General features: G+C 67.1%; 12 protein-coding genes. 9 read left to right on the top strand and 3 right to left on the bottom strand.

Annotated elements, in window-relative coordinates; all coding sequences use genetic code 11:
- Positions 1 to 19 precede the first annotated feature (19 nt).
- The 5 genes from BMY06_RS17410 to BMY06_RS17390 are packed head-to-tail and all read left to right on the top strand — an operon-like array spanning position 20 to position 5,342.
- Positions 20 to 919: a tetratricopeptide repeat protein gene (locus BMY06_RS17410; protein ID WP_124263385.1), complete on the top strand. Its 900-nt coding sequence runs from the start codon at positions 20 to 22 to the stop codon at positions 917 to 919.
- A 57-nt stretch (positions 920 to 976) separates the two neighbouring features.
- Positions 977 to 1,369 (top strand): DUF3613 domain-containing protein, encoded by a 393-nt coding sequence (locus tag BMY06_RS17405; RefSeq protein WP_161495571.1) that lies wholly within the window; start codon positions 977 to 979, stop codon positions 1,367 to 1,369.
- A gap of 1 nt (position 1,370) precedes the next feature.
- Entirely contained in the window at positions 1,371 to 3,155 is a 1,785-nt protein-coding gene (locus BMY06_RS17400) for a TadG family pilus assembly protein (protein ID WP_074984307.1), read from the top strand.
- 9 nt (positions 3,156 to 3,164) lie between these two features.
- Positions 3,165 to 4,556, top strand: coding sequence for a sigma 54-interacting transcriptional regulator (locus BMY06_RS17395; RefSeq protein ID WP_065063171.1), 1,392 nt, complete (start codon positions 3,165 to 3,167; stop codon positions 4,554 to 4,556).
- 54 nt (positions 4,557 to 4,610) lie between these two features.
- Entirely contained in the window at positions 4,611 to 5,342 is a 732-nt protein-coding gene (locus BMY06_RS17390; protein WP_065063173.1) for a DUF2968 domain-containing protein, read from the top strand.
- A 108-nt stretch (positions 5,343 to 5,450) separates the two neighbouring features.
- Here BMY06_RS17390 and BMY06_RS17385 read toward each other — a convergent pair whose 3' ends face one another.
- Both BMY06_RS17385 and hfq read right to left on the bottom strand, forming a co-directional pair.
- A complete protein-coding gene (locus BMY06_RS17385) occupies positions 5,451 to 5,645 on the bottom strand; it encodes a hypothetical protein (protein ID WP_074984306.1) in 195 nt (64 codons plus the stop codon).
- 215 nt (positions 5,646 to 5,860) lie between these two features.
- Positions 5,861 to 6,355, bottom strand: a complete 495-nt coding sequence (gene hfq, locus BMY06_RS17380) for an RNA chaperone Hfq (RefSeq protein ID WP_074984304.1) — start codon at positions 6,353 to 6,355, stop codon at positions 5,861 to 5,863.
- Positions 6,356 to 7,075: 720 nt separating this feature from the next.
- Between hfq and BMY06_RS17370 the strand changes: the two genes are divergently transcribed.
- From BMY06_RS17370 to BMY06_RS17355, 4 genes are all read left to right on the top strand, one after another.
- The gene (locus BMY06_RS17370) at positions 7,076 to 7,627 is read left to right on the top strand and encodes a sigma-70 family RNA polymerase sigma factor (protein ID WP_074984301.1); all 552 of its coding nucleotides are present in this window, start codon (positions 7,076 to 7,078) and stop codon (positions 7,625 to 7,627) included.
- Entirely contained in the window at positions 7,624 to 8,508 is an 885-nt protein-coding gene (locus tag BMY06_RS17365; protein ID WP_074984299.1) for an anti-sigma factor family protein, read from the top strand. Before BMY06_RS17370 ends, BMY06_RS17365 begins: the two co-directional genes overlap by 4 nt.
- A 6-nt stretch (positions 8,509 to 8,514) precedes the next feature.
- Positions 8,515 to 10,101: an FAD-binding oxidoreductase gene (locus BMY06_RS17360; RefSeq protein WP_074984298.1), complete on the top strand. Its 1,587-nt coding sequence runs from the start codon at positions 8,515 to 8,517 to the stop codon at positions 10,099 to 10,101.
- 76 nt (positions 10,102 to 10,177) lie between these two features.
- Positions 10,178 to 10,471, top strand: coding sequence for a hypothetical protein (locus tag BMY06_RS17355; RefSeq protein ID WP_124262599.1), 294 nt, complete (start codon positions 10,178 to 10,180; stop codon positions 10,469 to 10,471).
- Here BMY06_RS17355 and BMY06_RS17350 read toward each other — a convergent pair.
- Positions 10,468 to 12,243, bottom strand: a complete 1,776-nt coding sequence (locus tag BMY06_RS17350) for an AMP-binding protein (protein WP_074984294.1) — start codon at positions 12,241 to 12,243, stop codon at positions 10,468 to 10,470. The genes BMY06_RS17355 and BMY06_RS17350 overlap by 4 nt on opposite strands.
- Between the last annotated feature and the right edge of the window lie 144 nt (positions 12,244 to 12,387).

Below are 12,387 nucleotides of genomic sequence, written 5' to 3'. Positions count from 1 at the left end.
GAAATCAGGCAGAACGACTATGAAGACTTCGATCGTGACGCACGCGAGGCGTGCGATGAGCGTGGCCGCGTGCGGCGCGCTCGCACTGCTGGCGGCGTGCTCGTCGCCGCAAGGCTATGGCGTGGGTCCGCAGGCGGAAGCCGAAATGAAAATGCGCGCCGATAACGCGAAGGATGCGGTGCCCGACACGCCCGGCATGTATCTCGGGCTGATCTCGCGCATGCAGACGGAGGGGCTCTATTACGCCTCGCTCGCGCACATCGACGCCTACGAGCGCCAGTACGGCGCGAGCCCGAATTCGATCGTGCTGCGCGCCGACGCGTTGCGCGCGACCGGCCAGGCGAGCGCGAGCGCGTCGGCCTATACGCAGTTGCTCAATACGCCGTTCGCGGCGCGCGGCCATCGCGGGCTGGGCTTGCTCGCAGGCGCGTCGGGCGACTTCCGGCACGCGGCACAGGAACTCGACGAGGCGTCGATGCTTGCGCCGACCGATCCCGCGACGCTCTCCGATCTCGGCTACGCGCTCCTGCGCGAAGGCGACGTGAACGGCGCGCGCGTGCCGCTGCTCAAGGCGATCGAACTCGATCCGCACAATCCGAAGATCGCCGCCAACGTTGCGCTGCTGCTGAGCGCGAGCGGCGCGGACGGCGACGCGCAGACGCTGATGAACCAGCAGGGCCTGCCCGCGGATACGCGCGCGGCCGTCGCGCGCGACGCGCAGAAAGTGAAGGAGGCGAGCCGCGCACGCGAGCTTGCCGATCAGCGCGAGTCGCTGGCCGCGACGGCGCACAAGCTTGCGCAGACCGCGGCCGTGCCGCAGCCGCGCGCGTTCGCCAGCAACCAGACCAGCGCGGGCAGCGCGGGCGGATGGCCGGGCAGCGATGCGCAGTCGCGCCTCGTCCAGCGCGTTGCGCAGTAGGGCGGCGCGACATCATCCGGGGAGAGAACAATGAAAACGCACGCAACGATCAGGACCTTGGCGCAGCGATCCGCGCTCACGCAGGCCGACATGCTCAAGCGAGTCGGCGGACGATTCGGCTGGCGCTTCGCCGTCGCGCTCGCGCTGACGCTGCTCGCCGTCTCGCATCCGGCGCACGCGCAGGACGATGGCACGGGCGGCGACACGAGTGGCGCCGCGCCGCGCAACAGCGAGATCGGCCACGCCGCGCATGCCTGGCTCGCGATCCAGCGCAGCAACAGCGCGGCGGCGCCCGCACAGCCGATGCTCGGCGCGGAAGCGGGCTACGCCTACAAGCGCTACCTCAAATCGTTCGATACGGAGATTCCGGCGACCTTCGGTTCGTCGGTGAAATCGGGCGGGACGACGGGCGGCGGCCAGAGCAACGGCACGTCGGGCGGCGCTTACTGACATGCAGCGGCGCATCGATGTGCGGCGCGGTCGGCGCGAGCGTGCCTGCGCGCGGCGGCAGCGCGGCTCGATCGCGGTGATCGCCGCTTTCGCGGTGTTCTTCGCGGTCGCGGCGCTCGGCGTGATCGACGTCGCCAACATCTATTTCCAGAAGCGCGCGCTGCAGAACGTCGCCGATTTCGCGGCGCTCGCCGCCGCGCAGCAGATGGACGATACCTGCACGCAGCCGAAAGCCGTCGCGATCGCGAACGCCAGCACCAACGGCTTCACCGCGCAGGGCACGTCGAGCACGCTGTCGGTCGTCTGCGGACGGTGGGATCAGACGGGCCAGCAGGCCAACGGCTCGGCGTACATGGGCTTCACGCCGAACGGCAGCACGCCCTACAACGGCGTGGCGGTGACGGTCACGCAGACCGTGCCGTTCTTCTTCCTCAACATGGTGCAACGCCAGATCACCGCGACCGCCACGGCGCAGTCGACCATCATCGGCTCGTTCGCGGTGGCCACGACGCTCGCGCAGGTCAATCTGCTCAACGGCATGCTCAGTTCGCTGCTGGGCGGCACGGCCGTCAACCTGAGCGTGGCGTCGTGGAACGGCATCGCCAACGCGAACGTCAAGCTCGCCGATATCGCGGCCGCCGCGAACGTCGGCACGGTCAACGGCCTGCTCAGCGCGAACGCGACGGTCGCGAATATCGCGAGCGTGCTCGCGAGCGCCGTGCAGCAGGACGGCGCGCTGACCGCCGATGTGAGCGCGGCCGTGAGCGGACTCACGGCGTTCGCGAGTGTGGCTGCCACGTCGGCGACGAAGATCGCGATTGCCAGCGAGACCGGCGGCACCGCGCTGCTTTCGCTCGGCCTCGCGGACGCGCAGTCGGCCGCCAACGTCTCGGTCAACGCATTGCAGATGCTGATCGTGGCGGCGGAGATCGCGCAGGCGGGCAAGTCGCCGGTTGCCGTGCAGTTGAATCTGAACAGCCTGCCGGTGGTCAGCTCGATCCTGCCTACGGCGGCTTCGCTGAGCGTCAACGTGTTGTCGCCGCCGTCGATCGCGGTCGGTCAGGCGGGCCCGAATCCGGGGAATCCGCCGCCGCCGTGGCGCACCCAGGCGCACAACGCGCAGGTGGCCGTGGCGCTCAATCTCGGCTTCGGCGGCCAGTCGATCGCCGGCCTCGGCAGTCTGCTGACCTTGAACGTGCCGTTGTACGTGGAAGTCGCGCCGGCCACCGCGGGGCTTGCGTCCGCGCAGTGCTCGACCACGGCGGCGGCGAGCCGCTTCGTCGTCGAAGTGAAAACCGGCATCGCGAATCTGTGCGTCGGCAATCCGCCCACGACCGCCGCCCAGCTTCAGTCGGGCTTGTGCAGCGGGCAGGCGGGCACGCTGCTCAATGTCGCCGGTCTGATCAGCGTGACGGCAGGGCTCTCGATCGGGCTCAATTCGCCGCAGGTCTGGGACCTCACGTTCGACGGCACCGGCAAGCAGCTCACGAGCACCACGCCCAACACCAACCAGCTCGGCGGGTCGATCGGCAATGCGTTGAGCAGCCTGTCGACCCAGTTGAGCAACCCGAACAACCTGGCCGTGAATCTCCTTGGTATCAACCTCGGCCTCGGCGCGATCGCGAGCGCGATCACCGGTCTTCTCGCCACGCTGCTCAACCCGCTGCTGAACGCGCTCGACACGGCGCTCATCGGGCCCTTGCTCCAGCTTCTCGGCGTGCAGGTCGGCGTGGCGAACGTCACCGGCTATCCGCTCATGTGCGGCGTCGCATCACTCGTCCAATAAGAACCTACGATGAGAACCACCACCCCGATCGAGGAACTCGATCTGTATGTCTGGGAAGGCAAAGCCGATATCGTCGAGCGCGTCGCGCGCTGCATGGCGAGTCTCGATGTCGAAGTGATCCGCGCCGACGATACGGCGATCTCCGCGCAGCGCATCGCCGCGCGCCCGTCGATCGCCGTGGTCAGCGTGAGCGTGATCGACACCGGCGCGCTGATGCTGCGCGACTGGCAGGCCACGCACGGTCTGCCGGTGATCTGGGTCGGCGCCGCGCCGCGCGACAACGACCCGACGATGTATCCGAACGAGTATTCGCACGTGCTGCCGCTCGACTTCACCTGCGCCGAGCTGCGCGGCCTGATCTCGAAGCTGATGATCCAGATGCGCGCGCATTCGGCGCAGACGGCGGGCGCGGACGTGCTCGTCGCCGAATCGGAGACCATGCGTGCGCTGCTCAAGGAAGTCGAGACCTTCGCCGATTGCGACACCAGCGTGCTCGTGCACGGCGAGACCGGCGTGGGCAAGGAGCGCATCGCCGAACTGCTGCACCGCAAGCACAGCCGCTACGGCACCGGGCCGTTCGTCGCCGTGAACTGCGGCGCGATTCCCGACGGCCTGTTCGAATCGCTGTTCTTCGGTCACGCGAAGGGCTCGTTCACGGGCGCGGCCGTCGCGCACAAGGGCTACTTCGAGCAGGCCGACGGCGGCACGCTGTTTCTCGACGAAATCGGCGACCTGCCGCTGTATCAGCAGGTCAAGCTGCTGCGCGTGCTCGAAGACGGTTCGGTCACTCGCATCGGATCGGCCACGCCGCTGAAGGTGGATTTCCGGCTCGTCGCGGCGACCAACCGGCAATTGCCGCAACTCGTGAAGGACGGAACGTTTCGCGCCGATCTTTACTACCGGCTTGCGGTGATCGAGCTGATCGTGCCGTCGCTCGAAGATCGCGGCGCCGTCGACAAGATCGCGCTCTTCAAGGCCTTCGTCTCGACGGTGGTGGGCGAGGAGCGGCTCGAATCGCTGCCCGAACTGCCGTATTGGCTCGCCGATTCGGTGGCGGCGATGCGCTTCGCGGGCAACGTCCGCGAGCTGCGCAACCTGGCCGAACGGGTCGGCGTGACGGTGCGGCAGATGGGCGCGTGGGACGCGCAGCGCCTGCGCCGTCTGTTGGCGGGTTCAGGCGGCGCGCAGCCGCAGGCCGCCGCCGAACCGGTCGCGCCGGTCGTCGATCGCAGCAAGTGGGACATGGCCGAGCGCAGCCGGCTGCTCGCGGCGCTCGACGCCAATGGTTGGCGCCGCAAGGACACGGCGCAGTATCTCGGCATCAGCCGCAAGGTGTTGTGGGAAAAGATTCGTAAGTACCAAATTTTCGACGAGGAACCCGCAACCGGTGAAAGTGAGTAATAATTGTGCCGATTTGTAAAACCTAAAAATAGAACTGTTCCAAACAGGTACTTCATGGACTACAAGTGGAGAGTTCGGCAGGTTGCATTTGCCGCTCTGATGTTGATCGGGGGTTTCGAAACCGGTTGCGCCCAGCCCTTGCCGCAGACTGCGGCAGCGCCGGTCGCTGCGTCGCAGGACGACTCGGTTGCTGCCGTGCAGGCGCAGCCCGCTGCGGCTGCCCAGCCGTTGCCGGGCAGCCAGTCCGCTGCGCTGACGCCGGATGAGGCCCAGCAGAACGCAGCCGGTAACGTCGCGGAACTGCAGCAATTGATTCGTGGCTCGGAGCTCAACGAATTGCGCACGACTTACAACGGCACGTACGGCGCCAGCTTGCTGTTTAACGGCAAGGAAATGACGTACTACGTGGCCTTGTTCCAGAACAAGACGTTCTGGCGCGTGATCAAGACGAGCGACGAACAGCGCGCGGAAGCGATTTATCGCGACTTCGCGCAGAAGACGGTCCAGTTGTCGGACGTCGAACTGCGCCGCACGCGTCTCGAAGCGCAGAAGGCGTTCACGGCACGCATGATCGCGCTGACGCAGGACCACGCGAACCGTCTGCAGGCCGACCTCACGGTTGCACGCCAGCAGCAGGCGATCGTCGCGGACCAGCAGAAGCAGACGCGCGACCAGGCGAATGCGCTGCAGGCCGAGAAGTCGCAGGCGCAGGATCAACTGCGTCAGGTGCAGCGTCAGGTTCGCGAGTTGCAGCGTCAGGTGGAAGGCGGTTTGCCGGTGCACTGATGCACACGTCTGGAGCGTCTCTTAAGCGGGCGCTCCGGCAAACGTAAAACTGCGCAGGGTTTAAAGGCGGGCGCCTCGGGCGCACCGCCTTTTTGTCGTTGGCGCGCGTCAGTGCTTGCCGTGGTGGCGCGTGCTGTCGTGCTTATCTTGCTTGTTGTGCGCTTTGCCTTTGTCGGCGGGCTCGCGCTCCGCGGGCGGCGGATCGATGGAAATCGGGTCGCTGGCCGGGAAGGTCTCTTCTAGCGCTTCGTCGAGCGGGTCCTGCGGGGCGGGTGGCGGGGAAGACGGCTTGGTGGCGGACATGGCGTGCTCCGGGGGCGAGGAGGGTCGCTGTCAGCATAACGCAAAGGGCAAAACCCTGAGCGCAGGCGAGGTTCCCGTCGGGCGGCGTTCAGACCGTGTCCGGACGATGTCCGCCTGTTCGCGCCGGTTTCTGCCGACTTTTCCGGATTCTTCGCCCGCAAAGCAAAACGCGCGCAGAGTGTGCGCGCGTTGTGTACGGATGATGCTGCGATGGCTTAGCTGTTGCCGTTGCCTTCGCCGCCGTTGCCGCCATTGTTCACCGCGCCGTAAAGGCGGCGGCGACGCGTGACGACGACCGGGCCGTCCTGACCGCCGCTGGCCGGACGATCCGACGGCGCGGCGGGTGGCGACCATGATTCGCGCGGCTCGCGAGGTTCACGGGGCTCCCGCGGCTCGCGGGATTCGCGCGGGCCGTGGCCGCCATGGCCGCCGTGACTGCCATGCGGACCGCGGCTCGTGTGCTCGCCGTGCGCGGGGCGCGGCGTGCGCGGCCCCGGACGCGTGCCGGTGTCGAGCTGGATGGTGGAGATGGCGCGTTTATAGATGCCTTGCAAGCCAACGGGCGTGCGCAGCATCACCAGGTACTGATCGAACGACTCGATGCATCCGGTCAGGCGGATGCCGTTGACCAGATAGATTTCAACGCGCTTGCGCTCTTTGCGCGCGGCGTTCATGAAGTCGTTTTGCGGGTGCGATTCTGCGGAAGGCATGGACGAATTTTAGCCGGGCGGCTCGATGCCGCAATTCATTGGAAACGTTTGCTTGCCGGGGATTCTACCCTGTGTCGGCGAAGCGCGCGTGCGGTTACCTACTTTACTGCAGAACTATACCGGGTCGCGGCCGGTGCCGCCGTTTGCCGGTCCCGCCATGAGCGGGGACAGGCCGTCTGCGCGAGCGAACCGGGCACGATACACCAGTGTGCTCGTCCGGACTGTGACAGTACGACGCGCGCATGGTTCATCCGTTCAACAGCGTAGTGCATCGGGCGGCGGTCTGCGCGTCGGAATGCGTCCGAATATGTCCGAATGGCGTCGAAATCCGCAATGATCCCGCCGCGCCGCGACGATCGCCAATTCTAGTGCCTGTTCATTTTTGCGCGCGACCCCAAGGAAAACCGTGCGGCGACGCACGCGCGAGGAATAAGCCCGCGGCTCACAACGTTTACCGTGTATTGCAGTCATGCAGCGATCTGAGCCCTGAGCGGCTCGTTCAGCAGGAGACGATGATGAAGCGGACTACACGGCGGAACACCAAGAGCACCACCAGGCGCACCACCGGCCCCATTCGCCGGTTCCTCGCCTGTTTTGCGTGCGTGACCCTCGCCGCCGTCTCGGGCGTGGGCCTCGCCGCGTGTGGCGACATGAACTCGAGCGGCGCGTCGGGCAGCTCGGGCACCAGCGGATCGTCGGGCGGCTACTGAGCGGCGCGCCGTGCTGCGCCGCCCGTCGGCGGAATTCGAAGCGCAGGTCGTGGCCCAGCTCGGGGCCATGCGCCGGTTTGCGCGCGCGCTCACCGGCGACGCCGCCTGGGCCGACGATCTCGTCCAGGACGCCGCCGAGCGCGCGCTCTCGAAAGCCGCGTCCTACCGGCCCGAGAGCAATTTGCGTGCGTGGCTGCTGACGATCCTGCGCAATATTTATATCGACCAGTTGCGCGGCCGTCGCGAGATCGCCGTCGACGATGAAAGCGCGCCGTGGCGCACGCTCGAAGCGCCGCGCGGCGAAGTGGACGGTCTCGTGCTGCGCGATCTGCAACGCGCGCTCTATGTGCTGCCCGCGGCGCAGCGCGAGGTGTTGCTGCTCGTCTGCGTCGAGGAACTGAGCTATCACGAGGCGGCCGCCGTGCTCGGCGTACCGGCGGGCACGGTGATGTCGCGGTTGTCGCGCGCGCGCGAGCATCTGCGCGCGCTGCTCGACGCCGATCCGGCGCAGGACCCCGGGCGGCGCGCCACGCCGCTGCGGGTCGTGGGGACGATGCGATGAACGACGACGATCTCGAACGCGAGCGCGCCGGCGCGCCAGCCGACGCCCACTCTGGCCTCGCGGGTCACGACCTGGCGGCGCTGGGTGCGTTCGTCGACGGCGAACTCGCGCCCGACGAGCAATCGGCGCTGCTCGCGCGGCTCGGGGAGGACCCGGCGGCGGCGCAGCGTATCGCCGCCTATCGCGCGCAGAAGGCCGCGCTGCAATCGCTCTGCAATCACGCTGGAAACGCACGTGAGAACGACGGCGAACACGACGCCGACGCCCTCGGCGCGACACCGTACGTCGTGCTGCGGCGCCGCGATCCGTGGTGGCGGCGCGCGGGACTCGCGGCGGCGTGGGCCATCGTCGGCGCGGGACTGGCCACGGCGGCGACGACCTTCGTGCCCGCGTGGATGGCGCGCGGCGACGGCCACGCGGGCGCGCTGTTCGCGAGCGAAGGGGAGCGCTTCGCGCGGCGCGCCGATGTGGCCTATGCCGTGTATTCGCCCGAGGTGCGTCATCCCGTGGAAGTCGGCGCGGCCGACGAGGCGCATCTCGTCGCCTGGCTCTCCAGACGTCTGGGCAAGCCGTTGCAGATTCCGTCGCTCGGCGAGTACGGCTATGCGCTGGTCGGCGGGCGGTTGCTGCCGGGCGCGGCGGGACCGGCGGCGCAGTTCATGTATCAGAACGATGCCGGCGAACGCCTGACGCTCTACGTGAGCGTCTCGGGCCGCGACCGCGACGCCGTGCATCTGCTGCGCGACGGCGCTCATCGCACCTTCTACTGGAGCACCGACAGCATGGGCTACGCGCTGTCCGGCCCGGCGACGGAAGGGCGCTTGCGCACGATAGCCTACGACGTGTGCGGCGCGCTCGGCGGCACGTCGGCGCAATGGTGACGCGTCATGCCCGCCGACACGCCACGGCCGCCCGGCATCAGTTCAGGCGAACTTTCGCGTGTGCTCGCCGCGTTCGAGTCGATTGTCGGCAGACCTAACGTTTGCCGTAGCGGCGCGGCGCTGGCGGCGTATCGCGATCCGTTCGCGCCCTTGCCGGGCGACGACACGTTCGCGCCCAGCGCCGCCGTGCTACCCGCCAATGTCGACGAAATCCGCGCGCTTCTGCGCGTGGCCAATGCGGCGCGCGTGCCGCTCTGGACCGTTTCCACGGGCCGCAATTTCGCCTACGGCGGCGCGGCGCCGCGCCTGTCCGGCTCGGTCGTGCTCGACTTGCAGCGGCTGAACCGCGTTCTCGACGTGGACGAGCGCCTCGCGTGGGCGCTCGTCGAACCGGGCGTGAGCTACTTCGATCTGTACGCGCATCTGCGCGAGCGCGGACTCGCGTTGTGGGTCGATCCGCCCGCGTCGGGATGGGGCAGCGTGATCGGCAACACGCTCGAACGCGGCTTCGGCTACACCGAATACGGCGATCACGCGGCGGCGCAGTGCGGCATGGAAGTGGTGCTCGCGAACGGCGACGTCGTGCGCACCGGCATGGGCGCGCTTGACATCGGCACCGCCTGGACGCTCTATCGACCCGGTTACGGGCCGTCGTTCGACGCGCTGTTCACGCAATCGAATTACGGCATCGTCACGAAGATGGGACTCTGGCTGATGCCCGCGCCGGACGCGTATGTGATCGGCGAAATCCAGTTCGCGCACGAGGACGATCTGGGCGTGCTCGTCGATACGCTGCGCGGGCTGCAACTGAGCGGCACGATACGCCAGCATGCGGTGATCGAAGGCGCGATCCGCCGCGCCGCCGGTCTCGCGCCACGCGCGCGCTGGTACGACGGCGAAGGCGCGATGCCGGAGGCGTCGGTTGCTCGCATGCAAAGAGAACTCGATATCGGACGCTGGAATCTGCACTACGCGCTTTACGGCGACGCCGAGGTGATCGAGCTGCAACGACGCATTGTCGAGCGTGCGTTTGCGAAGGTGCCCGGTGTACGTTTCACCGCGCGGCGCTACGCGGGCAAGGACGAACCGCAGGGCGGCGGCGACCGCAACATGGCGGGCATACCGTCGATGAGCGCGTTTCGCATGCTCGACTGGCTGGGCGACGATGGCGCGCACGTGGACTTCTCGCCGCTATGTCCCGCCGACGGTCGCGACGCGCTGCGCCAGTACGCGCTCGTCAAGGCGCGCGCGGCCGAATACGGTTTCGATTACTACGGCGGTTTTACAGCGGCGGGGCGTTATCTCCATCACGTGTTCGCGGCGATTTTTCCGCGCGCGCCGCATCCGCAGGCGGCGCGCGCGGGCGACCTGCTGCGCGCGTTGATGAGCGATGCGCGTGCAGCCGGCTACGGCGTGTACCGCTCGCATCTGCTCTATATGGATTACGCGGCGGCGCAGTACAGCTTCAACGATGGCGCGCTGCTGCGCCTCGCCGAAACCGTGAAGGACGCGCTCGATCCGCAAGGCGTGCTGTCGCCGGGCAAGCAGGGCGTCTGGCCGCAAGCGTGGCGTACGCAGCGCGGCTACACCTGACGAGGCGATGACGATGAAGCGGCGCAGGTTCATCGGTGTGGCATGCGGCGTGTCTGCGGTCTGTTGCACGATCGGTTTGCGTCGATCGCAGGCAGCGTTGCAACGTGGCGCGCGCATTGCCGTAGTCGATCTGCGGCTCGCGCGCGGCGTGGCGCTGGCGCGTCATGCTGCGCGTGCGCGCATGATGACGTTCGCCGTCGACGACGATATTGGTGCGTTGTGGTACACGCGGCTTGCGTGCGTCGGCGAAGGCGCGCTGGTGCTGTGCGCGCTGCGCGACTCGGAGCGCTTCGTGCTCGAACGGCTCGCGCTGTCACGCCGTTGCGTTGTGATGAATGTGCCGTCGCAGATAATTAATACGGAAAACTAACCAGTTCGTGACGCATCGTCTTTTTCGAGCTTGGCGATTTCGGCATCACGCAATTCGCGCCGCAGAATTTTGCCGATATTGCTTTGCGGCAGCGCGTCGCGAAACTCCACCATTCTCGGCACCTTGTAGCCGGTCAGTTGCTGGCGGCAATACTGGATCAGGGCATCGGCGGTCAGCGTGGCGTCGCGCCTCACCACGAACACCTTCACGCGCTCGCCCTGCACCGGATCGGGCACGCCGATCGCGGCCACTTCGCGCACGCCGGGATGCGTTGCGATCACATCTTCGATTTCGTTCGGATAAACATTGAATCCCGAGACGAGAATCATGTCTTTCTTCCGGTCGATCAGGCGGATATAACCGCGCGCGTCCATCACGCCGATATCGCCGGTCGTGAGCCAGCCGTCGCTCACGAACACCTTGGCGGTTTCATCGGGACGGTTCCAGTAGCCGCGCATCACCTGCGGGCCTTTCACGCACAGTTCGCCCGCTTCGCCGATACCCGCCCACGTGCCGTCGTCGCGACGAAAACGCACCTGCGTGGACGGCGCGGGCAGGCCGATCGATCCGGCGAAATCCTGAAGGTGATCGAGATCGACGGGATTGAGCGTGACGATCGGCGAACATTCGGTCAGGCCGTAACCCTCGACGATCGGCTTGCCGGTGACGGCGCGAAAGCGGTCGGCGATGGCCTTCTGCGTGGCCATGCCGCCCGCCATCGCGAGCTTGAGGCCGGAGAAGTCGCGCGCGCGAAATTCCTCGTTGTCGAGAAAGGCGTTGTAGAGCGTATTGACCGCGCTGATGCAACTGAAGCGTTCGTGACGGATGGTTTTCATCACGCGTTTCATGTCGCGCGGATTCGCGATCAGGATGTTGCGTCCGCCTAGCAGCATGAAAATGAGCGCATTCACCGTGAGCGAATAGATGTGATAGAGCGGCAGCGGGGTGAGCACGGTTTCGGCGTCGGCGTTCAACTGGTCGGCGATCCAGGCCTTTGCTTGCAGCACGTTCGCGAGAATCGAGCCGTGCGTGAGCATCGCACCTTTCGCCACGCCGGTCGTGCCGCCCGTGTATTGCAGGAAGGCGAGATCGTCGCGCGCGGCGGCGACCGGCGCACGCGGTGCACGCGCGCCTTGTTCGAGCGCGTCGAGCAACCAGACGGCGCGCGGCAGCGAGTAGGGCGGCACGACTTTCTTCACGTGACGCAGCATGAAGTTGATGAAACGGCCCTTGAGATTGAGCCCCTCGCCGAGCAGGTCGCCCAGTTGCGTGAGGACTATGCGCTCGACGCGCGTGCCGGGCAGCGCGTCCGCGAGCGTCTTCGCGAAGCTCTCGAACACGACGATGGTTTGCGCGCCGCTGTCGTTGAGCTGATGTTCGAGTTCGCGCGCCGTGTAGAGCGGATTCACGTTGACGACCGTCGCGCCGGCCTTGAGCGCGCCAAACAGCGCGACCGGATATTGCAGCGTGTTCGGCAGCATGATCGCCACGCGCTCGCCGGGCATCACGCCCGCGCCTTGCAGCCACGAAGCGAACGCGGTGGCCTTGCGCGCGAGCGCGGCGTAGGTCATCGGCGAGCCTGCGCTCACATAGGCCTCGCGCTCGCGAAAGCGCGTGGTGCAGTCGTCGAAGAACTGAACGAGCGAGGTGTAGCGCGTGACGTCGACCTCGTGCGGCACGCCTGCGGGATACGACGCGAACCAGATGCCGTCGGTGTTGGGCTTGTCGAAGGGCGGCGTGCTGTCCAGATTGTTCGTCATGCGATGCGTCATGCGTGGACTCCGGGCGGGACGGGGCGCTCCCATGATGCGCCGCGCGGCGCGCGAGCGTTACGCGTATTTTCCCCATTTATGGGCGGCGTGTTCGCGGGAGGTCGTCGTGTGTCCTGGGGGCGCAATGCCTGCCGCAAGAACCGT

The organism is Paraburkholderia tropica, from assembly GCF_900109265.1.
GTDB classification, from domain to species: Bacteria; Pseudomonadota; Gammaproteobacteria; order Burkholderiales; family Burkholderiaceae; genus Paraburkholderia; species Paraburkholderia tropica.
This window is presented reverse-complemented; position numbering and strand designations above follow the sequence as displayed.

What these genes read in the sequence shown, in the direction of transcription:
- BMY06_RS17410 (WP_124263385.1), top strand. Translation starts at nt 20, where the DNA reads ATGAAGACTTCGATCGTGACGCACGCGAGGCGTGCGATGAGCGTGGCC.
- BMY06_RS17400 (WP_074984307.1), top strand. Translation starts at nt 1,371, where the DNA reads ATGCAGCGGCGCATCGATGTGCGGCGCGGTCGGCGCGAGCGTGCCTGC.
- BMY06_RS17395 (WP_065063171.1), top strand. Translation starts at nt 3,165, where the DNA reads ATGAGAACCACCACCCCGATCGAGGAACTCGATCTGTATGTCTGGGAA.
- BMY06_RS17390 (WP_065063173.1), top strand. Translation starts at nt 4,611, where the DNA reads ATGGACTACAAGTGGAGAGTTCGGCAGGTTGCATTTGCCGCTCTGATG.
- BMY06_RS17385 (WP_074984306.1), bottom strand. Translation starts at nt 5,645, where the DNA reads ATGTCCGCCACCAAGCCGTCTTCCCCGCCACCCGCCCCGCAGGACCCG.
- hfq (WP_074984304.1), bottom strand. Translation starts at nt 6,355, where the DNA reads ATGCCTTCCGCAGAATCGCACCCGCAAAACGACTTCATGAACGCCGCG.
- BMY06_RS17365 (WP_074984299.1), top strand. Translation starts at nt 7,624, where the DNA reads ATGAACGACGACGATCTCGAACGCGAGCGCGCCGGCGCGCCAGCCGAC.
- BMY06_RS17360 (WP_074984298.1), top strand. Translation starts at nt 8,515, where the DNA reads ATGCCCGCCGACACGCCACGGCCGCCCGGCATCAGTTCAGGCGAACTT.
- BMY06_RS17350 (WP_074984294.1), bottom strand. Translation starts at nt 12,243, where the DNA reads ATGACGCATCGCATGACGAACAATCTGGACAGCACGCCGCCCTTCGAC.